This is a genomic window from Actinomadura montaniterrae, assembly GCF_008923365.1.
In the GTDB taxonomy this organism is placed as follows: Bacteria; Actinomycetota; Actinomycetes; order Streptosporangiales; family Streptosporangiaceae; genus Spirillospora; species Spirillospora montaniterrae.
Map to the genome: position 1 here is coordinate 1 of NZ_WBMR01000074.1, position 21,633 is coordinate 21,633.

Here is a 21,633-nt window from a genome sequence, read left to right on the forward strand (position 1 = left end):
ATCGCCCCGACGCCGCCGGCGAAGGGCGCCTACTTCGGCGCGTGGGTGCCGCCCGCGGTGGGCGGCGCGGCGACCAGGTCGCCGTCGTCCACGGCCTCGGACGGCGCGTCCGGTGGCGCGTCCGGCGGCGCGTCGGACGGCGCGTCCGGAGCGCCGTCGGGCACCGCGTCGGGCACGGCGTCGGGGAGCGCGTCCGGCACCCCGACCGGGAAGGACGCCGGCAAGCCGGGCATGGCGCCCGTCGCCGCGTTCGAGCGGGACATGGGCCGGCAGCTGGACATCGTGCAGAGCTACCGGGGCTGGAAGTCGGAGTTCCCGACCGGGCTGGACACCTCCGTCGTCGAGAGCAACCGCTACCTGCTGCTGACGTGGGCGGGCGCCGACACCAAGGAGATCGTCGAGGGCAAGTACGACGGGCTGATCCGCGCCCGCGCGAAGGCGATCAAGGCGACCGGCAAGCCGGTGTTCCTGCGCTGGTCCCGCGACATGGACCGGTCGTCGGTGAAGGACCGGGTTCACTCGCCCGCCGACTTCATCGCCGCGTGGAAGCACCTGCGGCAGATCTTCACCGCGGAGAAGGTCGACAACGTCGCCTGGGTGTGGTGCCCGAGCGCGCGCGGGTTCGGCGCGCCCAACGCGGGCGCCTTCTACCCCGGCGACGACCAGGTCGACTGGATCTGCGCGGACGCCCCGCCCGGCGCCGACTACGAGTACCGGGACCTGTCGGAGACGCTGAAGGTGTTCATGCAGTGGGCCCGCGACCGGCACAAGCCCATCATGATCGCCGAGTTCGGGGTGCCGAAGGCGTACGGGCAGCGGCGCGCCGAGTGGCTGCGCGCCGCCACCAGGACGCTGGAGGACCCGCAGGTCAAGGCCGTCGTCTACTTCGACTCCGACGAGCAGGCCGAGGACGCGCGGGACAAGCGGCGCGCCTACTCGGTGACGGGCGACACGCACGCGGTGTCGGCGCTGCGGGAGCTGGCGACGGCGCCGTACTTCAATCCCCGCAACCTCCCCGTGACGAGCGGGGGCTGATCTCTCCCGTAGGGTTCTGGAGTGAGCGCAGTGAGGGTACGCGTCCCCGCAAAGGTCAACCTCCAGCTCGGCGTCGGGCCGATCCGGGAGGACGGCTACCACGACCTCGTGAACGTGTTCCACGCCGTGTCGCTGTTCGACGAGCTGACCGCGGAGCCGGCCGACGGCCTGGAGCTCGCCGTCGAGGCGGCGCCGTACTCGCGGGTGGCGATCGGCCGGGTCCCGACGGACGCCCGGAACCTGGCGGCGCGGGCCGCGGTGCTGGTCGCGTCGCGGCTCGGCGTGGAGCCCCGGGTGCGGCTGCGGATCCGCAAGGCGATCCCGGTCGCGGGCGGCATGGCGGGCGGCAGCGCCGACGCGGCCGCCGCGCTGGTCGCGTGCGCGCGGCTGTGGGACGACCGGGAGCGGCCGGCGCTGTCGCGGGACGACCTGATGGAGATGGGCGCCGAGCTCGGCAGCGACGTGCCGTTCGCGCTGCTCGGCGGCACCGCGATCGGGGTGGGGCGGGGCGAGCGGCTCACCCCGGCGCTGACCCGCGGGACGTTCCACTGGGTGTTCGCGGCGGCGGACGGCGGCCTGTCGACGCCCGCGGTGTACGCCGAGTGCGACCGGCTGCGGGACGCCGCGGGGGAGAGCGCGCCGCGGCCGTCGGTCGCGGAGGACCTGATGACGGCGCTGGCGACCGGTGACGCGAAGGCGCTCGGTGCCGCGCTCGCCAACGACCTGCAGCCCGCGGCGCTGGAGCTGCGGCCGTCGCTGGCCCGCACCCTGAACGCCGGGCGGGACCTCGGCGCGATCGGCGCGCTGGTGTCCGGGTCGGGCCCGACCTGCGCGTTCCTCGCCGAGACCGACGAGGACGCCGCCGACCTCGCGGTGGCGCTGGACGGCGCGGGGGTGGCGGAGCAGATCGTCCGGGCGCAGGGGCCGGTGCCCGGCGCCACCGTGCTCTGAATCCGGCGAAGCCGGCCGGGGGTGGGGGCGGCCCCCTCGGGGGGTGCTGAACCGATCACGGTGTGTGCTCTCGGCACACAAGCGAACTCCGCGCGCGCGGCGGGCGTCCTGATCATTGACGCCGATTCCGCGACGAGGTGGAGCGATGACGTATCTGACGGGGCTGCTGGGCCTGGTGGCCGTCGTGATGATGGCGACGCTCGCCGTCCTGGCCGTGCGCCGGGACCGGGCGATCCGCCGCGACGCCCCCGACGCGGTGATCCCGCCGCACCGTCCGCCGCTACGCTGATGCCGACTCGGGGCGCCTTCGACTGAGGGACCGACAGTGAACCATTCGTCAGGAGCGGGCATCAGCGTGGTCGAACTGCTGGTCATTCTTCTCGTTTTCGCCGTCGTGGTCGCGGTGCCGGTGGTGATCGTGATCGCCGTCGTGGCGTCGCGCAGGCGCGCCGCGTCCTCTTCGGCGTATACGCCTCCGGGCGGTCAGAGGCCCGGCCCGCCCCAAGGCCCGCCGTACGGGCAGCCGGGGCCGCCCCAGGGACCGTCGTACGGGCAGCCCGGCCCGCCCCAGGGGGCGCCGTACGGGCAGCCGCAGCCGCCGCAGCCGCCGCAGGGGCCGCCGGACCAGCAGGGGCAGCAGGGGCAGCAGGGGCAGGGCTGGGCGCCGCCGCAGGGCTGACTGCACGGGCGGTGCGCGCGGGGCCATAGGCTGGACGGCGTCGTGAATCTGATCAACGTTGAGAACGTCGCCAAGGCGTACGGGCCGAAGCCGCTGCTGGACGCGGTGTCCCTCGGCCTCGACGAGGGCGACCGGGTCGGGGTCGTCGGCCGCAACGGCGGCGGCAAGAGCACGCTGGTGCAGGTGCTGGCGCGCGAGGTGGAGCCGGACGCGGGCCGCGTCACGCACGCGCGGGGCCTGCGGCTCGGGTACCTGACGCAGCGGGACGTGTTCCCGGAGGGCGCGACGGTCCGGTCGGTGGTCCTCGGGGACCGCGCCGAGCACGAGTGGGCGGGCGACACCCGCGCCCGCGACGTCCTGGCCGGGCTGCTCGCGGACGTCGACCTGGACGCGCCGCTGGCCGGGATGTCCGGCGGGGAGCGGCGCCGGATCGCGCTCGCGCGGCTGCTCGTCCCCGAGTCGGACCTGCTGATGCTGGACGAGCCGACCAACCACCTCGACATCGAGGCGATCGCGTGGCTGGCCCGGCACCTGAAGGACCGCCGGGTGGCGCTGCTGGTCGTCACGCACGACCGCTGGTTCCTCGACGAGGTCACCGACCGGACGTGGGAGGTCGTGGACGGCCGCGTCGAGCGGTACGAGGGCGGCTACTCCGCCTACGTGCTGGCGAAGGCGGAGCGGTCCCGGATCGCGGCGGCGACGGAGGCCAAGCGGCAGAACCTGCTGCGCAAGGAGCTGGCGTGGCTGCGGCGCGGCCCGCAGGCCCGCACGTCCAAGCCGAAGTTCCGGGTGGACGCGGCGCAGGCGCTGATCGCCGACGAGCCGCCGCTGCGCGACTCGGTGGAGCTGACGAGGTTCGCGACGGCGCGGCTCGGCAAGACCGTGTACGACATCGAGGACACCACCGTCGAGGTCGGCGGCCGGGCGATCTTCGAGCGGATGACGTGGCGGCTCGGCCCGGGCGACCGGGTCGGGCTCGTCGGCGTCAACGGCAGCGGCAAGAGCACGCTGCTGCGGCTGCTGGACGGCTCCGTGGCGCCGGTGTCCGGCACGGTGGTGCAGGGCAGGACCGTCCAGCTGGCGCACCTGTCGCAGAACCTGGAGGAGCTGGACCCGTCCCGGCGGGTGCTGGAGTCGGTGGAGGAGATCCGCCGCCGCATCACGGTCGGGAAGCGGGAGTGGACGGCGAGCCAGCTGCTGGAGCGGCTCGGGTTCGCCGGGGACCGGCAGTGGACGCCCGTCGGTGACCTGTCGGGCGGTGAGCGGCGCCGGCTGCAGGTGCTGCGGCTGCTGATGGGCGAGCCGAACGTGCTGCTGCTGGACGAGCCGACGAACGACCTCGACATCGAGACGCTCACCGAGCTGGAGGACCTCCTCGACGGCTGGCCCGGGACCCTCGTCGTCGTCAGCCACGACCGGTACTTCCTGGAGCGCATCACCGACCATGTGGTGGCGCTGCTCGGCGACGGGCGTGTGTCGATGCTGCCCGGCGGGGTCGACGAGTACCTGGAGCGCCGCGCCGCCGGAACGGCCCAGACCCGGACGGCGCAGGCGCGGACGGCGCAGGCGCGCGCGCAGGAGGCGCCCGCCGCGGCGCCGCCGAAGCCGAAGGGCGGGCAGGACTGGAAGGCGCGCAAGGAGCTGGACCGGCTCGAACGCCGCCTGGAGAAGCTGTCCGGGCAGGAGGCGGAGCTGCACGAGCAGCTCGCCGCGCACGCCACCGACTTCGTCAAGCTCCAGGAGCTGGACGGGCGGCTGAAGGAGGTCCAGGCGGAGGCCGCGCGGGTCGAGGAGGAGTGGCTGATGCTCGCCGAGGACATCGACTAGCCCGCCGAGGACATCGACCAGCTCGCCGAGGACATCGACCAGCGCCCGATATCGGGCGGAACCTCTGGTGCTCGGCGTCCGGAGTCGCCATGATCCAGCAATGACGACTTGGATCGTGAAGATCGACGACGTGCCGGGGGACGGTCCGCGGCTCGCGGTGAAGGACGCCATCGACGTGGCCGGGCTGCCAACGACGGCGGGCAGCCGGGCGGTGGCCGAGCGCGCGGAGCCGGCGGCGGCCGACGCGGCCGTTGTCGCGTCGGCGCGCGCGCAGGGCGCCCGTATCGTCGGCAAGGTCAACCTCACCGAGTTCTGCCTGGGCGCCGACGGTGTCAACCCGTGGTCGGGCACGCCGGTGAATCCGCTGGACCCGGCGCGGGTGCCGGGCGGGTCGTCCAGCGGGTCGGCGGTGGCGGTCGCGTCGGGGGAGGCGGACGTCGCGTTCGGCACCGACACCGCCGGGTCGGTGCGGATCCCGGCGGCGTGCTGCGGGATCGCGTCGCTGAAGACGACGCACGGGCGCGTCCCGCTGGACGGCGTGTACCCGCTGTCGCCGACGCTCGACACCGTCGGGCCGATGGGCCGCGACGTCGCCGCCGTCGTCACCGGCATGCGGCTGATCGAGCCGGGGTTCGCCCCGGACGCCTATGACGCGAACATGACGATCGGGCGGCTGCGCGTCCCGAACGTGGACCCGGCGATCGACGCGGCCGTGGACGACGCGCTCCGCCTGCTCGGCCCGATCACCGACGAGACGTGCGAGCACTTCCAGGACGCGGCGCTCGCGAACGGCGTGTTCGTCGGCGAGGAGGCGTACGCGCAGAACGGCCCGCTACTCGGCGACCCGTCGAGGATCAGCGAGCGGATGTACCGGCGGCTCAACGTGCTGAAGGAGGCCGCGGCGGGCCGGCGCCCGTGGGCGGAGCAGCTCCAGAAGACGGTCCGGGCGGAGTTCGACGCGCTGCTGGACCGGCACGGGGTGCTCGCGCTGCCGGTGCTGGCCGGGGTCGCGCCGGAGCCGCCGGGCGGCGACGACGACCTGCTGCTGACGATGCTCACCGGCACGGTCAACGTGGCGGGGCTGCCGGCGTTCGCGCTGCCCGTCCCGCTGCCGGGCTCGCACCTGCCCGCGTCCGTGCAGCTCATCGGCCCGGCGGGGAGCGAGGAGCGGCTCTGCGCCGTCGCCGCGGCGCTGGAGGAGGCGCTGCGCTGACGGGGCGCCCTAGGCGTCGAAGGGGATGAGGAGGGTGCGGAGCAGGACGGCGAGGGTCTCGCGCTGGTCGGGGCTGAGCCCCTCGAGGATGGCCTGCTCGCGGCCCAGCAGGTCGGCGAACGCGGCGTCCACGCGCGTCAGGCCCGCCTCGGTGAGGCGGACCTGGACGCCGCGCTTGTCCTGCGGGTCGGGGTGCCGCTCGACCAGGCCGGCGGCGGCGAGCCGGTCGATGCGGTTGGTCATGGTGCCGGAGGTCACCAGCGTCGCCCGCAGCAGCTGCCCGGGGCTCAGCTGGTAGGGGGCGCCGGCCCGGCGCAGCGCGGTGAGCACGTCGAACTCCCACGACTCGACCTGGTGGGCGGCGAACACGGCGCGGCGGGCGCGGTCGAGGTGCCGGGCCAGCCGGGACACCCGGCTGAGGACCTGCAGCGGCCGGACGTCCAGGTCCGGGCGCTCGGCCTGCCACGCGGCGACCAGCCGGTCGACCTCATCCTCCATGCCGCAACCCTACCTGTCTTGATATCGAGGGACCTGCGGCCGGTCGGGGCTAACCGAACAGGGTTCGCTCGACGTGCTGGGTGTCGGCGTACTCCCGCACCGAGACGATCTTCCCGTCCCGGACGACGTAGATCCCGGCGCACCGGTTGTCGTAGATCTTGCCCGATCGGGTGATCCCCTTAGCCGTCCACTCCGCGAGCACCTGGTCGCCTTCGGCGATCACGTTGACGAGCGCGACCTCCGGCGCCGTGCCGGGCTTGAACAGGTTCCCGGTCGCGGCCCCGAGGAAGTCGTCGACGATCGCGTCGCGGCCCTTCCAGGTGCCGGTCAGCGGGAGGTCGCCCGGGTAGGTCCAGGTCGCGTCCTCGGCGAAGCTGTCCTTGATCGTCTCCAGGTCGCCGTCGGCGACGGCCTGGACGTAGCGGACGACGACGTCCTTGGCGTTCATGCCGGTCTCCTCGTGTACGTGTGCGTTCAGCGGTCGATGGTGAGGACGGCGTTGCCGCGCACGCGGCGTTCGCGCAGGTCGGCGAGCACGGCGGCGGTCTCGGCCCAGTCGGCGGTCCGGCCGATCTCCGGGTGCAGCCGCCCGCGGCTGACGAGCCGGACCAGGACGGCCAGGTCGTCGGCGATCGCGGTGTCGGCGTCCTCGTAGTGGAAGTGCCGGATGGTCGCGGACTCCGGCCCGTCGAAGAACCGGAAGAAGTCGAGCGTCACGGGCGTCCGCGACGCCTGCCCGAACCAGATCAGCGTGCCCCGCCGCCGCAGCCGCGCCAGCGCGTCGGTGAACTGCGCGCCGCCGGTCGACTCCAGCACCAGGTCGAACGGGCCGTCCGCGGACGCCGCGTCCGGCACCACCGCGGCGCCGAACTCCGCGAGCCGCCGTCCCCGCTCCGGCGTCGCCGCCACCGCGGTGACCTCCGCGCCCGCAGCGGTGGCCAGCTCGGTGACGTAGTGCCCCACGCCGCCGGACGCCCCCGTGAGCAGGACCGTCCGTCCCGCGAGCGGCCCGGCGGCGCGCAGCAGCCGCAGCGCGGTGAGGCCCGCGAGCGGCAGCGCCGCCGCCGTCTCCACCGGCACCGAGGCGGGCAGCTCCGCGAGCGACCCGGCCGGCACCGCCGCGTACTCGGCCCAGCCCGCCGACGGCGGATGCCCGACGACCCGCGTCCCGCACGCGGGACCCGACCCGTCCGCCGCGGCCTGGACGACCAGGCCCGCGACGTCCTTGCCGGGACGCCAGCCGGGCCGGTCGCCCTCCAGCTGGAACGTCTCGCCGCGGTTGACCGAGAACGCCGCCACCTTCACCAGCGCCTCGTCCGGGCGCGGCTCCGGCTCGTCGACGTCGGCGAACGCGACGGTCTCCCGCGCGTCGCCGGTCGGTACCAACGCCTTCACGGCTCCTCCTCCGCTCCCTGCGCCGGCGACCCTTCGCCGGTGCGGTGGACCCAGTCGACCGCACCCCGTACGCCCCCGTCCAACAGCCATTGAGCAGGGATGACAACCACTGGTTGTCGTCGCATGTCCATCGGGTGGTGGACACCGGGTTCAGCCGGTCGAGGCTCATGCCGGAGGGGGTCGCGACGGAAGCATTTCCGGCATGAGAGATCTTCCTGTGCGCATGGCCCGGTGGAGCGCCGGGCATCCCTGGCGGGCGATCGCCGGCTGGTTCCTGTTCGTCGCGGTGTGCCTCGGCGTCGGGATCTCGGTGGGCGGGCACGCGGCGACCAGCGCCGACTTCCGGATCGGCGAGGCCGGACGCGCCGAGGCGATGGCGGCCGAGGGCGGCCTGCAGCAGCGGCCCGCCGAGCAGGTGCTGATCACGGCGAAGCCCGGCGCGGGCCGCCTCGACGCGGCGCAGGCGGGCGCCGCCGCCCGCGACGCCGCGGCCCGGATGGCGCGCCTGCCGGAGGTCGCGTCGGTGTCGAAGCCGATCCGGTCGGCGGACGGGACGGCGGTCCGCGTCCAGGTCACCCTGCGCGGTCCCGAGCTGGAGGGCAAGAAGCATGTCGCGCCGCTGATCGCGCAGACGGAGCGGGTCCAGGCCGCGCACCCCGGGGTGCGGGTCGAGGAGACCGGCAGCCCGTCCATCAGCAAGGGCGTCGACCACCTACGCGGCAAGGATCTGTCGCGGACCGAGATGATCGCCCTGCCCGTCACGCTGGTCACGCTGCTGGTGGTGTTCGGGTCGGTGGCGCTGGCCGTGGTGCCGCTGCTGCTCGCGCTGTCGTCCATCGCCGCGGCCGTCGGGCTGTCGATGCTCGCCTCGCACGCCTTCCCCGACGCGGGCGTCGGCACCAACGTCATCCTGCTCATCGGTATGGCCGTCGGCGTCGACTACACGCTCTTCTACCTCAAGCGGGAGCGCGAGGAGCGCGCCCGGTCGGGCGGCCGGCTGTCGCCCGCCGCCGTCGTCGAGCTGGCCGCCGCGACGTCCGGACGGGCCGTCGTCGTCTCCGGCATCGCCGTCGCCGTGTCCAGCGCCACGCTGTACCTCGCCGACGACGTGATCTTCTCCTCGATCGCGACCGGCGCGATCGTCGTCACCGTCGTCGCCGTCCTCAGCTCCCTCACCGTCCTGCCCGCCCTGCTCGCCAAGCTCGGCCAGTGGGCGGAGCGCCGCCGCGAGCGCCGGATCCGGCGCGGCCGGCCGGTGCGCGGGACGCGCTCGGAGAGCGGCGGGCGGATCACCCGCGCCCTGCTGCGGCCGACCGGCCGGCGCCCCGGCGTCACCCTGGTCGCCGGGGTCCTGGCGATGCTCGCGCTCACCGCGCCGCTCCTCGGCCTGAAGCTCACCGACATGGGCCGCGAGACCCACCCCCGCGCCATCCCCGCGATGCAGGTCTACGACCGGCTCAACGCCGCGTTCCCCGAGCTCAAGGCCATGCACCAGATCGTCGTGCAGGCCGACCCGTCCCGGCGGGCCGAGGTGGCGGACGCGCTCGGCGACCTCGCCCGCCGCGCGCAGCACGACCCGCGCCTGGCCGGGACGTCCGAGCTGCGCACCTCGCAGGACGGCCGGACCAGCCTGCTCGAACTGCCCGTCCCGCACTACGTCAGCGACCCGGCGGCGGTCGCGTCGCTGAAGGCCGTCCGCGGTGACTACGTGCCCGCGACGGTCGGGAAACTGCCCGGCGTGAAGGTCGCCGTCACCGGCGACGTCGCCCGCTACGCCGACTACCCCGACCACCAGAAGCGGAAGCTGCCGCTCATCATCGCGTCGCTGCTGCTCGTCACGTTCGCGATGACGGTGTGGGCGTTCCGGTCCGTGGTCCTCGGCCTGATCGGGGTACTGCTGAACCTGCTGTCGGCGGGCGCCTCGCTCGGCCTGCTCGTCCTGACGTTCCAGGGGACGTGGGCGGAGGGCCTGCTCGGCTTCACCTCCACCGGGACGATCGGCTCCCGCGTCCCGCTGTTCCTGTTCGTGATCCTGTTCGGCCTGTCGATGGACTACCAGGTCTTCGTGATCAGCCGGATCCGGGAGGCCCGGCTCGCCGGCGCGTCCACCCGCACCGCCGTCCTCGACGGCATCGGACGCTCCGCCGGCGTCGTCACCAGCGCCGCGTTCGTCATGGTGACCGTCTTCGCCAGCTTCATCCCGCTGCACATCATCGAGATGAAGCAGATGGGCTTCGCGCTCGCCGCCGCGGTTCTCGTGGACGCGTTCGTCGTCCGCATCGTGGTGCTGCCCGCCCTGATGCTGCTCCTCGGCGAACGCACCTGGTGGCCGTCGCGGCCCGCGCCCGCCGCCGTCCCGGCGCCCGCCCCCGCGAAAGTAGGCTGACCGGCATGGAGCGACGGCCACAGCACGACGACCGGCTCCAGGCACGGGCGCTGCGCCGCTGGTACACCGCCCTGTGGATCTGCTTCGGGCTCGTCCCGCCGGGCATCGCCGCCTGGGACCGCAGCGAGGGGATCCGGTCCGGGACGCTCGCGCTGCTGGCCGTGCTCGCCGTCTGCCACCCGATCACCGGGACGTTCCCGGGGAACCCGGCCGCCCGCCGGTACGCGTTCCTCGGGGTGCTGACCGCCGGCATCGGCGCGGTGTCCTACCTCGCGGACGGCACCGCGTCGCTGCTGATCGTGTCCCTGCCGCACTTCTGGATCCAGGGCGGCGGCCCGCGGCGCGCGATCGCCCTCAGCGGACTCGCCACCGCGGCCGCCGTCGCGGGCATGGCCGTCCAGCGGCACCCCGACGGGTCGCTCGTCAGCGGCAACACCGTCGCCGCCCTCACCGGCTACGCCGCGAGCGTCCTGGTCGGGCTCTGGATGACCCGCGTCGTCGGCCGCCACGACGAGCGCGCCCGGCTCCTCGCCGCCGACCTGGAGGACGCCGAGCGCCGCCTCGCCGAGGCGCAGCGCCGGCAGGGCGCCGCCGACGAGCGCGAACGCCTCGCCCGCGAGATCCACGACACCCTCGCGCAGGGCCTGGCGTCCATCGTCGTCCTCGCCGAGGCCGCCCGCGAGGGCATCGGCACCGACCCGGCGGCGAGCGCCCGGCAGCTGGTGTCCATCGAGCGGACCGCCCGCGAGAACCTCGCCGAGGCCCGCGTCCTCGTCGGCGCCGCCCCGCGCGACGGCGTCGCCGCCGGCTCCATCGCCGCGACCCTGCGCCGCACCCTCGACCGGTTCGCCGAGGACACCGGCCTCACCGTCGACGCCGAGCTGCCCGACGTCGACTGCGACCAGCCGACCCGCGTCGCGCTGCTGCGCTGCACCCAGGAGTCCCTCGCGAACGTCCGCAAGCACGCCGCCGCCACCACCGTCGGCGTCGTCCTCGCCGCGCACCCGGACGGCGTCGAACTGGAGATCACCGACGACGGCCGCGGGTTCGCCCCCGGCGCCGCGTCCGGCGGGTTCGGGCTGGACGGGATGCGCCGCCGCCTCGCCGAGCTCGGCGGCCGGCTCACCGTCACCAGCGCCCCCGGCGAGGGCACCCGGATCCTCGCCCTGCTTCCCCGCGAAGGCACCCCATGAACGACGGCACGGTCCGCGTGATCCTCGTGGACGACCACACCGTGATGCGCGCCGGCGTCGCCGCGCTGCTGGCCGGCGAGCCCGGCATCGAGATCGTCGGCGAGGCGGGCGACGGCCGGGAGGCGGTCGGCCTCGCCGAGCGGCTCCGGCCCGACGTCGCGCTCGTCGACCTGCGGATGCCCGTGCTGGACGGGGTGTCCGCCACCACCGAGATCCTCGCCCGCCGCACCGGCACCCGCGTGCTGATCCTCACCACCTACGACACCGACGAGGAGATCGAGCGCGCCGTGGAGGCCGGCGCCGTCGGCTACCTGCTCAAGGACGCCACCCGCGAGCAGCTCGCCGACGCGGTGCGCGCCGCCGCGCGCGGCGAGACCGTCCTCGCCCCGCGCGTCGCGCAGCGGCTCGTCGCGCGGATGCGGCAGCCCGCGCCCGTCGCGCTCACCGCCCGGGAGGCGGAGGTGCTGGACGCGGTCGCGGACGGGCTGTCCAATGCCGAGATCGGGCGGCGGCTCGTCATCGCGGAGGCGACCGTGAAGACGCACCTGCTGCGCGTGTTCGCCAAGCTCGACGTCAGCGACCGCACCCGCGCCGTCGTCGTCGCCCTGGAACGCGGCCTGATCAAGCGCTGATCTCGTCGATCAGGCGCTGACTGGTTGATCAGGCGCTGACCTTGCCGGTCAGGCGCCGACCGGCCAGATGTCCGTGAGGGGCACGCCGAGGGTGGCCAACATCCGGCGCAGGAGGGGCAGCGACAGGCCCATCACCGTGCCGGGATCCCCGTCGATCCCGTCGATGAACCAGGCACCGCGCCCCTCCAGCGTGAACGCGCCCGCGACGTGCAGCGGCTCGCCCGTGGCGACGTACGCGGCGATCTCCTCGGCGGACGGCTCGCCGAACCGGATCCGGGTGCTCGCCACCTCCAGCGCGTCCCGCCCCGACGCCGTGTCGATCACGCAGTGCCCGGTGTGCAGGACGCCCGTCACGCCGCGCCGCTCCGTCCACCACGCGGCGGCCTCGTCCGCCGAGCGAGGCTTCCCGAACGCCCGGCCGTCCACCTCCAGCAGCGAGTCGCAGCCGATCACGATCGCGTCCGCGACGCCGCCCGCGACCGCGCCCGCCTTCTCCTTCGCCAGCGCGCCCGCCAGCCCCGCGACCGAACCGGCCGCGATCCTCGACTCGTCGACGCCGCTGACGATCACCTCCGGGTCGGCGCCCGCCTCCCGCAGGATCCGCAACCGCGCCGTCGACGCCGACGCCAGCACCAGCTTCCGCATCAGGCCACAGTAGCGATCAGCCGCGCCGCCTCGGGGGCCTGCCGGACGCCCGCCCGGTAGCACTGCGACCACCGGGTCACGTCGCCGACGTCGCCGCCGAACGCCTCCAGCGCCGCCGCGTCCGCGACGATCCGCACGTCGCCCCCCGACCCGTCCGACATGTGCGCGATCGGCTCGACCAGCACGACCTTGCCCGCGTCCTTAGCCAGCCACGGCCATGCGCCGCCGCCGAACGCGCCGTCCATGTAGAGCCGCCCGTCGATCTCGACCGGACGGGCGTGACCGGGCGCCGCGCTGCTCGCCGCGACCGCCGCCGACAGCGGCACGCCGCTCGCCCGGTCCCACACGACCGGCTCGCCGGACGCCACGTCCACCGCCGTGATCAGCAGCCGGCCCTCCGGCCACGCGTCCGTCCCGACGAGGAACTCCATCCGCCTGCGGTGCCACTCGGCGGGCAGCGCCTCGACCTCCGCCGCCAGCCGCCCGACCCGCCGCCGCGCCTCGTCCGGCTCCAGCGCCGGATCGCGCATCAGCCCGAACACCCGCTCCATCACCGCCGGGTCCCGCGCCGGGCGCGGGCCGTTCGCCGGCGGCAGCTCCGCGACCGCCGCCAGGTCGCGGCCCGTCGCGATCATCGCGCCCGCGATCGCGCCCGCCGACGTGCCCACGATCGTCCCCGCGGCGGCCGGGTCGATCCCCGCGTCCCGCAGCCCCGCGGCGAGCCCGGCCAGCCACGCCGTCCCGACCGGCCCGCCCGGCCCCAGCACCAGACCCCAGCTCATGCGCCCACTCCCTCTCCGCCGAACGTCGTACCGCCGACGCTACGGAGCGCGCGCCCCGCCGGGCATCTGTCGGTCGACCGGTCCCGGCGCGGCGGCGGACAAGATTCTTGACATCAAGATATGGGCGCGGCATCATGTCTCTTGATGTCGAGACAAGCCGAGGCCGTGTGGGACCCCGCGCAGTACGGGGTCTACGGCGACGAGCGCGCCAGGCCGTTCACCGAACTGGTCGGCCGGCTCGGGCCGATCGAGCCCCGGCACGTCGTCGACCTCGGGTGCGGGAGCGGGGAGCTCACCGCGACCCTCGCGGGCCGCTGGCCCCGCGCGGTCGTGCGAGCCCTCGACTCTTCCCCCGAGATGATCGCCGCCGCCCGCGCCCACGCGATCCCCGGACGGCTCACCTTCGACGTCGCCGACGTCACCGCCTGGCGCCCCGAGCACCCCGTCGACCTCATCGTCTCCAACGCCGTCCTGCAGTGGGTCCCCGAACACCTCGACCTGCTGCCGCGCTGGATCGACGCCCTCACCCCCGGCGGGCGCCTCGCCTTCCAGGTCCCCGGCAACTTCGACGCGCCGAGCCACGTCCTGCTCCGCGAGCTCTGCCGCTCACCGCGCTGGCGCGACCGCCTCGCCGGCACCGTCCGCGAGGACCCCGTCCTCGACCCCGCCGGCTACCTCGACCGGCTCGCCCGCCTCGGCTGCGCCGTCGACGCCTGGGAGACCACCTACATGCAGGTCCTCACCGGCGACGACCCCGTCCTCGAATGGGTCAAGGGCACCGCGCTGCGCCCCGTCCTGTCCGCCCTCCCGCCCGGCGAGGCCGAGGAGTTCCTCACCGCCTACCGGGACCGGCTCCGCGACGCCTACCCCGCCCGCCCCTACGGCACCGTCTTCCCGTTCAGGAGAGTGTTCGTGATCGCCGCACGCCACGCCCCCTAGACGGGGTGCCGCCCGCCGGCCGAGGGAAGCGACTCGTTCCCCTGCGGTGTGCCAGCTCGGCCGGCGGGCGGCATCCAGGCCGCGCGGACGCGACCACGACATGATCGCAGACCGCCCGGCCCGGCACCGAACCCCGGCTTCGCGACCCGATGCCGGCGACCCCTGCCGGCGGCCGCCCGGACGAACTCCGGACGGCCGCCGGCGTCCGTCCGTCCGGCCCGCCCGGTCCGGCCGGTGCCCGTCCGCGAGGAGGCCCGCATGCTCACCGCCCTCCACCACGTCCAGCTCGCCGCCCCGCCCGGCAGCGAGGACGCCCTCCGCGCCTTCTACGGCGGCGTCCTCGGCCTCGAAGAGATCCCGAAGCCGCCCGAGCTCGCCAAGCGCGGCGGCGCCTGGTTCCGCGGCCCCGGGCTCGAACTCCACCTCGGCATCGAGCAGGACTTCCGTCCCGCCCGCAAGGCCCACCCCGGCCTGCTCACCGGCGACCTCGACGCCCTCGCCGACCGGCTCCGCGCCGCCGGCCACGACGTCCGCCCCGACGGCCTGTTCCCCGGCTACCGCCGCTTCTACGCCGACGACCCCGTCGGCAACCGCCTCGAATTCCTCCAGCCCGAGGACTGACCGCCCCCGGACGCACGAGACCGGCCGCACGCACCACGCGCGCGACCGGCCCCGCGGACGGATCAGACCGACGGATGCGGGCTCGGGCTCGGGTCGACGAAGTCGGACTCCGCCTCCCGGCGGCTCCGCCGCTGCGCCTTCTCGGCCCGCGCCGCCGCCTTCTCCTCCGCCTTCTCCGCCTTCGCCGCCGCCTTCTCCGCGCGCTTCTCCGCGCGCTCCATCTCCTTGCGGCGCTGCCGCGGGTCCAGCGACGGCTTCGGCTCCAGCCCCGCCAGGCCGTTCCACGCGAGGTTCACCACGTGCGCGGCGACCTCCTCCCGCTTCGGCTTGCGGACGTCCAGCCACCACTGGCCCGTCAGCGCCACCATGCCGACCAGGCTCTGCGCGTACAGCGGCGCGAACTTGTCGTCGTAGTCGTGCCGGTCGAACTCCTGCGCGAGGATGTACTCCACCTCGCCGGCGATCTCGCTGAGCAGGCTCGCGTAGCTGCCCGTCCCGGTCCCGCCGTGCGAGTCCCGCACGAGGATCCGGAACCCGTCCGGATGCCCCTCGATGTACTCCAGCAGCGCCAGCGCCGCCTTCTCCAGCTTGCTGCGGTAGTGGATCGCCGAGTTCAGCGCCTCCGTCACCAGGCTCAGCAGCCGCTCGAACTCGCGGTCGACGACGACCGCGTAGAGCCCCTCCTTGCCGCCGAAGTGCTCGTACACCACGGGCTTCGACACACCCGCGGCGGAGGCGATCTCCTCCACCGAGGTGCCGTCCAGGCCGCGCTCGGCGAACAGCGTGCGGCCGATGTCGAGGAGCTGCTCGCGGCGTTCCTTGCCGGTCATCCGCTTTCTGCGGGGCCTGGGAGCGGGATCTGTCACGGGATCAATTGTGACGGTCAAGCCGCCTGCTTCGTGCGCTTCGCGGACAGCCTGTCGTCCTTCGGCCACCGGACGTCCCGCGCCCAGCCCACCTTCTCGAACGCCCAGATGATCCGCGCGCTGATGTCGACCTGCCCCTTCAGCACCCCGTGCCGCGCGCACGTCGGGTCGCAGTGGTGCAGGTTGTGCCACGACTCGCCGAGCGAGGGGATCGCCAGCCACCACACGTTGCGGGACTTGTCGCGGACCTCGAAGTCCTCCTTGCCGAACGTGTGGCAGATCGAGTTGATCGCCCACGTCACGTGGTGGACGAGCGTGATCCGCACGAACCCCGCCCAGAACAGCGCGGTGAAGAAGCCGAGCCACGACATCGTGATCAGGCCGCCGAGCGCGGCCGGCAGCAGGAACGACACCGCCACCAGCCCCGGGAAGGCCAGGTGGATCCGGGTGATGTCGCGGTCCTTGAGCAGGTCCTTGGCGAACCGCTGCTTGGACGTCTTGTTCGCGTCGAACAGCCAGCCGTAGTGCGCCCAGACCAGGCCCTTGGCGAGCGCCTTCCAGTCGTCCCCGAACCGCCACGGCGAGTGCGGGTCGAAGTCCTGGTCGGAGTGCTTGTGGTGGCGCCGGTGGTCGGCGACCCAGGTGATCACCGGCCCCTGGATGGCCATGCTCCCGGCCAGCGCCAGGAAGATCTTCAGCCCCCGGTTCGCCTTGAACGACCCGTGCGTGAAGTACCGGTGGTACCCCACGGTGATCCCTCCGGCGGACAGCACGTAGAACACGGCCGTGAGCGCGACGTCGGTCCAGCCGAGGAACCTGCCCCAGGCGAGCGGGACGGCCGCGAACAGGGCCAGGAACGGGACGCCGGTGAACACCGCGACGAGCGCGCGTTCGGCGTTGCCCTGCTGGTCGGGGGATAGTTCGGGACGCCGTTCGGGTCGGGGAGGAGCCATGGTCGGAGCCGTTGTCATGCGTCACCACTTCCTGCGACTAGGGGCTGCTTACTTACGCCAACGTAACCTACGGATCCGTAAGTTGGACAGGGACGGCCGGTAAAATCAGTGGGAATCTCTCTCATGGGCCACAAAACTCTCGTGCGAAACTCCACTGCCCGCCGCGGAAGGACGTCCCATGCCCCCGACCCTGGACGGGCGCCCCGCCCGCGCCCACGCCTCCCTGACAGGCCTCTCCACCGCCGACGCCTTCGGTGACCAGTTCTTCGTCCTGGCCAACCGGCAGGTGTCCGCGGAGACGGGTGTGCCGCCGGCGCCGTGGGGGTGGTCGGACGACACGGAGATGGCGTGCTCGGTAGTAGACGTTCTAAACCGATTCGGGCAAATCGACCAGGATGCGCTGGCGCGGCCGCGCCGCGGCCCAGGCGGCCCTTTCCGCCGAGATCACCCACTCGCACGCCGAGGGGATCGCCGGAGCCGTGGCGGTGGCCGTCGCCGCGGCCTGAAGCGGTCGATGCGCCTGCTGTCCAAGTCCCCGCGGGACGCCGCCCATGAGCTGGGCAACGGCAACCGCATCTCGGCGCAGGACGCCGTGCCCTACGCGCTGTGGGCGGCGGCCACCGGGCTCACCGACTACGAGGCGGCGGTGCGCGCGTGCGTGATGGTCGGCGGCGATATGGACACCACGTCCGCGATCGTCGGCGGGATCGTGGCCGCCCATCTCGGCGCCGAGGCCGTCCCCGCCGCCTGGTTGGAGGCCCGCGAACCCCTGCCCGGCTGGCTCGGCCGGTAAAGTCCTGCGGGCGAGGGAAAAGCCGTGGGGACCCCGTGGGTCCACTCGGTATCGTTGGTCCCGCGCGAGCCGACACTCTCGTGCAGAGAGGTTCGAAACGCCCATCCCGGGTCGTCTAGGGGCAGGACAACTGATTTTGGTTCAGTCAACGGAGGTTCGATTCCTCCCCCGGGAGCCTGTTTGGCCGGATTGTCGTCTTTTGGGGCGTCTGTCCTGGTGAGGTGGCCCGCGGGGTGACCCGCGCCCGGCGGGCGGTATCCTTCCGGTGTCGGGTGCGCTCCGGCCTGCCATGCCCTGATGTCGCAGGTGGGCGCGCTCGCCACCGATCCCGTCCGCGATGCCGAGGAGCCTCCTAGTGAGCGCCAACAGCCCGGCCGCCGTCATCGTTCTCGCCGCGGGCGAGGGCACGCGCATGAAGTCCCGCACCCTGAAGGTCCTGCACGAGCTGGGCGGGCGCGCGATGCTCGGCCACGTGCTCGCCGCCGCCCGCGAACTGGAGCCGCAGCGGATCGTCGCGGTCGTCGGGCACCGCCGCGAGCAGGCCGTCGCCTACCTGGGCGAGCACGCGCCGGACGTGGAGCCCGTCGTCCAGGAGGTCCAGGGCGGGACGGGGCACGCCGTCCGGATGGCGCTGGAGCAGACCGGCTCGCTCGACGGCACCGTCGTCGTGACCAACGGCGACCACCCGCTGCTGCGCGGCGAGACCCTCGCCGCGCTCGTGCGGACGCACGAGACCGCGGGCAACGCGGTCACCGTCCTGACGACGGAGATGCCCGACGCGACCGGGTACGGACGGATGATCCGGGCCGCCGACGGCAGCGTCGAGGCGATCGTCGAGCACAAGGACGCCACCGAGGCGCAGCGCGCCGTCAACGAGATCAACGTCGGCATGTACGCCTTCGACGGGACCCTGCTGGAGGACGCGCTCAAGCGGGTGACCACCGACAACGCCGGCGGCGAGGAGTACCTCACCGACGTCGTGGCGATCCTGCGCGGCGACGGCCACCGCGCCGGCGCGCACCTGGTCGCCGACTGGGCCGAGACCCAGGGCGTCAACGACCGCGTCCAGCTCGCCCAGGCGCGGCGCCAGCTGAACGACCGGATCCTCGAGGCCCACATGCGGGCCGGAGTCACGATCATCGACCCCGCGTCCACCTGGATCGACGTGGACGTCACCGCCGAACCGGACGCCGTGGTCCACCCCGGCACGCAGCTGCACGGCCGCACCCACCTGGAGGCGGGCGCCAGCGTCGGCCCGAACTGCACCCTGACCGACACCCGGGTCGGCGCGGACGCGTCCGTGGTGAACGCGGTGTGCGTCGAGGCGGAGATCGGCCCGGACGCGTCCGTCGGCCCGTTCGCCTACCTGCGCCCCGGCACCCGGCTCGCCCGCAAGGGCAAGATCGGCACCTACGTCGAGACCAAGAACGCCGACATCGGCGAGGGCACCAAGGTGCCGCACCTCACCTACGTCGGCGACGCCGAGATCGGCGACCACTCCAACATCGGCGCGAGCTCGGTGTTCGTGAACTACGACGGTGTCCAGAAGCACCGCAGCGTGATCGGCTCCCACGTGAAGGTCGGCAGCGACAACATGATCGTCGCGCCGGTGACGGTCGGCGACGGCGCCTACACCGCCGCCGGCTCGGTGATCATCCAGGACGTCCCGCCGGGTGCGATGGCGGTCGCGCGGGCGCGGCAGCGCAACGTCGAGGGCTGGGTCGAGCGCAGGCGGCCCGGCACGCCCGCGGCGGAGGCGGCGGAGGCGGCGCGGCGCGCCGCCGAAGGCGGGGACGACCCCGCCTGACGGCCCGCGCCGGCGACCCGGCGCGCCCATGACTGCCCCGCCCCGCGGCGGGGAGGTGGAGGACAGCGGCGTCCCCCACGGACAAAAGACGACCGGGCATCACGGAGGGGACTCTTGTGGTGCCCGGGGAGTGGGGACAACAACCCACATGAGTGCACAGTTCCATTGAGGGGGAGTTGTCAGAGGTGAGTGGGATCAAAGCGAGCGGTCAGAAGAAGCTGATGCTCTTCACCGGCCGAGCCCACCCGGACCTGGCCAAGGAGGTCGCCGACAACCTCCACGTCGACCTGACGCCGACGTCCGCGTACGACTTCGCCAACGGTGAGACGTTCGTGCGGTTCCTGGAGTCCGTCCGCGGCTCCGACGCCTTCGTGATCCAGAGCCACACAGCTCCCATCAACCAGTGGATCATGGAGCAGCTGATCATGGTGGACGCGCTGAAGCGGGCGTCCGCCAAGCGGATCACGGTCGTCGCGCCGTTCTTCGGCTACGCTCGCCAGGACAAGAAGCACCGCGGCCGCGAACCCATCTCGGCGCGGCTGATGGCCGACCTGTTCAAGACCGCCGGCGCCGACCGGCTGATCACCGTCGACCTGCACACCGCGCAGATCCAGGGCTTCTTCGACGGCCCCGTCGACCACCTGTTCGCGCTGGACCTGCTCGCCCACCACTTCGAGAGCCGCCTCGACACCTCCCGCGTGACCGTCGTCGCGCCGGACGCGGGCCGGGTCCGGGTGACCGAGCGCTGGTCGGACCGGCTCGGCGGCGTCCCCATGGCCATCATCCACAAGAAGCGCGACCCCGACGTCGCCAACGAGGTCAAGGTCTTCGACGTCGTCGGCGAGGTCAAGGGCCGCACCTGCGTCGTCGTCGACGACATGATCGACACCGGCGGGACGATCGTGAAGGCCGCCGACGCGCTGTTCGACCACGGCGCCGACAAGGTCGTCGTCGCGGCGACGCACGGCGTGCTGTCCGGCCCCGCCGTCGACCGGCTGAAGAACTCCCGGATCTCCGAGGTCGTCCTCACCAACACCCTGCCCATCCCCGAGGACAAGCAGTTCGACAAGCTGACCGTCCTGTCCATCGCCCCGCTGATCGCCCGTGCGATCAACGAGGTCTTCAGCGACGGCTCCGTCACCAGCCTCTTCGGCGGTCATAGTTAGTTTTGCATTGCCCTTGGCGGTCGGGCGTTGAACGCCCTCCCTTCGGCGGGCAATGCGTGCGATCGCTGCATCGCTCCGGCTCGGCCCTGGGGGCCTCGCTGCGCGATCAAGTTCTCGCTTCGCTCGAACTTGGCTTCGCTCGCGATCGCGACGGTCTAGGTCGTCGCGTGGCCGGGGAGTCGGCTGAGGTCGTCGGGCACCGTTGTCGGCTGAGGTCGTCGGGCACGGTCGTCGGGCACGGGGGCCGGTCGAGGGTCTTTGTGACGGCTCGGGCGGGGTGGGAACGGGCTCGGGGGGACGATCGTCTTTCCGGGTGAGGGGTGCCGTTCGTGTCCGGCTCGACCGGGTCGTGGACGTTTCTGAAGGGCCCCCGCGGCGGGTCGTCGCGGGGGCGATGGCGTTGCGCGTGGAAACGATCGGCTAGACTTCTTGAATCCGCGTATGCCCCGGGTCGTCAGTGCGGCTCCGTTCAGGTCCGTACTCCCCGGGTAACGCAAAGAATCTTCGAGGCGCCTGACGCATCGAGCTACGCCTGATTCGCTCTGTCCGTAGCGGACGTCCTTCGGGACGGCCGTGGATCGCAACAACGAGGAGTTTTCGCCGTGTCCGAGGTACGCATCGCCGCCGAGCCGCGCACCGAGTTCGGTAAGGGTGCCGCGCGGCGCACCCGCCGGGCCGGCAAGGTGCCCGCCGTCCTCTACGGTCACGGCACCGACCCGCAGCACATCACGCTGCCGGGCCACGAGCTGATGCTCGCGCTGAAGACCCCGAACGTGCTGCTGACCATCGAGGGCGTCGGCAGCGGCTCCGAGCTCGCGCTGCCCAAGGACGTGCAGCGCGACCCCATCAAGGGCTTCCTGGAGCACGTCGACCTGCTGCTGGTCAAGCGCGGTGAGAAGGTCACCGTCGACCTGCCGGTGAACGTGGTCGGCGACGTCGTCGCGGGCGGCGTCGTGCAGCAGGAGCTCGTCCAGGTCTCGGTGGAGACCGAGGCGACGCACATCCCCGAGTCGGTGGAGCTGTCCATCGAGGGCGTCGAGGTCGGCACGCAGCTGCTCGCCAAGGACCTGAAGCTGCCGTCGGGCACCACGCTGGCGGTCGACGAGGAGGCGCTGATCCTGCAGATCGCCGACGCGTCCGCGTCCGCCGGCGCCACCGAGACCGAGGCCGAGGTGGAGGCCGCGGAGGCCGCCGAGGCCGCTGCCGCCGAGGCGGCCGAGGCCGAGGCGGAGGAGTCCGCCGAGTAGCACCG

General features: G+C 73.5%; 22 protein-coding genes and 1 tRNA gene. 16 read left to right on the forward strand and 7 right to left on the reverse strand.

From position 1 onward, the window contains the following. The 6 genes from F9B16_RS51115 to F9B16_RS23900 form a co-directional block, all read left to right on the forward strand. On the forward strand, positions 1-1,035 hold a 1,035-nt coding region (locus tag F9B16_RS51115), incomplete at its 5' end, for a glycoside hydrolase family 26 protein (protein WP_192808961.1). Between the two features lie 30 nt (positions 1,036-1,065). After that, a complete protein-coding gene (locus tag F9B16_RS23885; protein ID WP_151542382.1) occupies positions 1,066-1,986 on the forward strand; it encodes a 4-(cytidine 5'-diphospho)-2-C-methyl-D-erythritol kinase in 921 nt (306 codons plus the stop codon). 145 nt (positions 1,987-2,131) lie between these two features. Further along, the gene (locus tag F9B16_RS51120) at positions 2,132-2,275 is read left to right on the forward strand and encodes a hypothetical protein (RefSeq protein ID WP_192808963.1); all 144 of its coding nucleotides are present in this window, start codon (positions 2,132-2,134) and stop codon (positions 2,273-2,275) included. Positions 2,276-2,341: 66 nt separating this feature from the next. Next, complete coding sequence (locus F9B16_RS23890) at positions 2,342-2,665, forward strand: hypothetical protein (protein WP_151542351.1); 324 nt, start codon at positions 2,342-2,344, stop codon at positions 2,663-2,665. 42 nt (positions 2,666-2,707) lie between these two features. Beyond that, entirely contained in the window at positions 2,708-4,492 is a 1,785-nt protein-coding gene (locus F9B16_RS23895; protein WP_151542352.1) for an ABC-F family ATP-binding cassette domain-containing protein, read from the forward strand. Positions 4,493-4,592: 100 nt separating this feature from the next. Further along, a complete protein-coding gene (locus F9B16_RS23900; RefSeq protein WP_151542353.1) occupies positions 4,593-5,705 on the forward strand; it encodes an amidase in 1,113 nt (370 codons plus the stop codon). 9 nt (positions 5,706-5,714) lie between these two features. Here the strand turns inward: F9B16_RS23900 and F9B16_RS23905 are convergent, their stop codons facing one another. From F9B16_RS23905 to F9B16_RS23915, 3 genes are read right to left on the reverse strand one after another with little or no spacing between them, the layout of a single operon-like run. Then, entirely contained in the window at positions 5,715-6,203 is a 489-nt protein-coding gene (locus F9B16_RS23905; protein ID WP_151542354.1) for a MarR family winged helix-turn-helix transcriptional regulator, read from the reverse strand. Positions 6,204-6,252: 49 nt separating this feature from the next. Beyond that, the gene (locus F9B16_RS23910; RefSeq protein ID WP_151542355.1) at positions 6,253-6,651 is read right to left on the reverse strand and encodes a nuclear transport factor 2 family protein; all 399 of its coding nucleotides are present in this window, start codon (positions 6,649-6,651) and stop codon (positions 6,253-6,255) included. A gap of 26 nt (positions 6,652-6,677) precedes the next feature. Further along, positions 6,678-7,598 carry a zinc-binding dehydrogenase gene (locus F9B16_RS23915; protein WP_151542356.1) on the reverse strand — a complete coding sequence of 307 codons (921 nt, stop codon included), beginning with the start codon at positions 7,596-7,598 and terminating at the stop codon, positions 6,678-6,680. A 202-nt stretch (positions 7,599-7,800) separates the two neighbouring features. Between F9B16_RS23915 and F9B16_RS23920 the strand changes: the two genes are divergently transcribed. Genes F9B16_RS23920 through F9B16_RS23930 form a run of 3 tightly spaced genes read left to right on the forward strand, consistent with a single transcriptional unit; the run spans position 7,801 to position 11,809 of the window. Next, positions 7,801-9,984: an MMPL family transporter gene (locus F9B16_RS23920; RefSeq protein WP_151542357.1), complete on the forward strand. Its 2,184-nt coding sequence runs from the start codon at positions 7,801-7,803 to the stop codon at positions 9,982-9,984. A 5-nt stretch (positions 9,985-9,989) separates the two neighbouring features. Further along, the gene (locus tag F9B16_RS23925) at positions 9,990-11,177 is read left to right on the forward strand and encodes a sensor histidine kinase (protein ID WP_151542358.1); all 1,188 of its coding nucleotides are present in this window, start codon (positions 9,990-9,992) and stop codon (positions 11,175-11,177) included. Continuing rightward, positions 11,174-11,809 carry a response regulator gene (locus tag F9B16_RS23930; RefSeq protein ID WP_151542359.1) on the forward strand — a complete coding sequence of 212 codons (636 nt, stop codon included), beginning with the start codon at positions 11,174-11,176 and terminating at the stop codon, positions 11,807-11,809. The genes F9B16_RS23925 and F9B16_RS23930 overlap by 4 nt, the downstream gene beginning before the upstream one ends. A gap of 48 nt (positions 11,810-11,857) precedes the next feature. Here F9B16_RS23930 and F9B16_RS23935 read toward each other — a convergent pair whose 3' ends face one another. Both F9B16_RS23935 and F9B16_RS23940 read right to left on the reverse strand, forming a co-directional pair. Continuing rightward, entirely contained in the window at positions 11,858-12,454 is a 597-nt protein-coding gene (locus F9B16_RS23935) for a Maf family protein (protein ID WP_151542360.1), read from the reverse strand. Further along, positions 12,454-13,236 carry a patatin-like phospholipase family protein gene (locus F9B16_RS23940; RefSeq protein ID WP_151542361.1) on the reverse strand — a complete coding sequence of 261 codons (783 nt, stop codon included), beginning with the start codon at positions 13,234-13,236 and terminating at the stop codon, positions 12,454-12,456. Before F9B16_RS23940 ends, F9B16_RS23935 begins: the two co-directional genes overlap by 1 nt. A 144-nt stretch (positions 13,237-13,380) precedes the next feature. On the opposite strand from F9B16_RS23940, the gene F9B16_RS23945 reads away from it, so the two are divergent. Further along, positions 13,381-14,175 carry a trans-aconitate 2-methyltransferase gene (locus F9B16_RS23945; protein WP_151542362.1) on the forward strand — a complete coding sequence of 265 codons (795 nt, stop codon included), beginning with the start codon at positions 13,381-13,383 and terminating at the stop codon, positions 14,173-14,175. A gap of 258 nt (positions 14,176-14,433) precedes the next feature. After that, positions 14,434-14,796, forward strand: coding sequence for a VOC family protein (locus F9B16_RS23950; protein WP_151542363.1), 363 nt, complete (start codon positions 14,434-14,436; stop codon positions 14,794-14,796). 62 nt (positions 14,797-14,858) lie between these two features. Here F9B16_RS23950 and F9B16_RS23955 read toward each other — a convergent pair whose 3' ends face one another. After that, positions 14,859-15,626 (reverse strand): TetR/AcrR family transcriptional regulator, encoded by a 768-nt coding sequence (locus F9B16_RS23955; protein ID WP_192808964.1) that lies wholly within the window; start codon positions 15,624-15,626, stop codon positions 14,859-14,861. A gap of 53 nt (positions 15,627-15,679) precedes the next feature. Beyond that, positions 15,680-16,633 carry an acyl-CoA desaturase gene (locus F9B16_RS23960; RefSeq protein ID WP_151542364.1) on the reverse strand — a complete coding sequence of 318 codons (954 nt, stop codon included), beginning with the start codon at positions 16,631-16,633 and terminating at the stop codon, positions 15,680-15,682. A 496-nt stretch (positions 16,634-17,129) separates the two neighbouring features. On the opposite strand from F9B16_RS23960, the gene F9B16_RS53665 reads away from it, so the two are divergent. The 5 genes from F9B16_RS53665 (at position 17,130) to F9B16_RS23985 (ending at position 21,628) form a co-directional block, all read left to right on the forward strand. Beyond that, entirely contained in the window at positions 17,130-17,408 is a 279-nt protein-coding gene (locus tag F9B16_RS53665; RefSeq protein WP_264159774.1) for an ADP-ribosylglycohydrolase family protein, read from the forward strand. A 104-nt stretch (positions 17,409-17,512) separates the two neighbouring features. Continuing rightward, positions 17,513-17,583 (forward strand) — tRNA-Gln (locus F9B16_RS23970). 180 nt (positions 17,584-17,763) lie between these two features. Further along, complete coding sequence (gene glmU / locus F9B16_RS23975; RefSeq protein WP_151542365.1) at positions 17,764-19,215, forward strand: bifunctional UDP-N-acetylglucosamine diphosphorylase/glucosamine-1-phosphate N-acetyltransferase GlmU; 1,452 nt, start codon at positions 17,764-17,766, stop codon at positions 19,213-19,215. Between the two features lie 185 nt (positions 19,216-19,400). Next, positions 19,401-20,381: a ribose-phosphate diphosphokinase gene (locus tag F9B16_RS23980; RefSeq protein ID WP_151542366.1), complete on the forward strand. Its 981-nt coding sequence runs from the start codon at positions 19,401-19,403 to the stop codon at positions 20,379-20,381. 602 nt (positions 20,382-20,983) lie between these two features. Then, complete coding sequence (locus F9B16_RS23985; protein ID WP_151542367.1) at positions 20,984-21,628, forward strand: 50S ribosomal protein L25/general stress protein Ctc; 645 nt, start codon at positions 20,984-20,986, stop codon at positions 21,626-21,628. Positions 21,629-21,633: the final 5 nt, after the last annotated feature.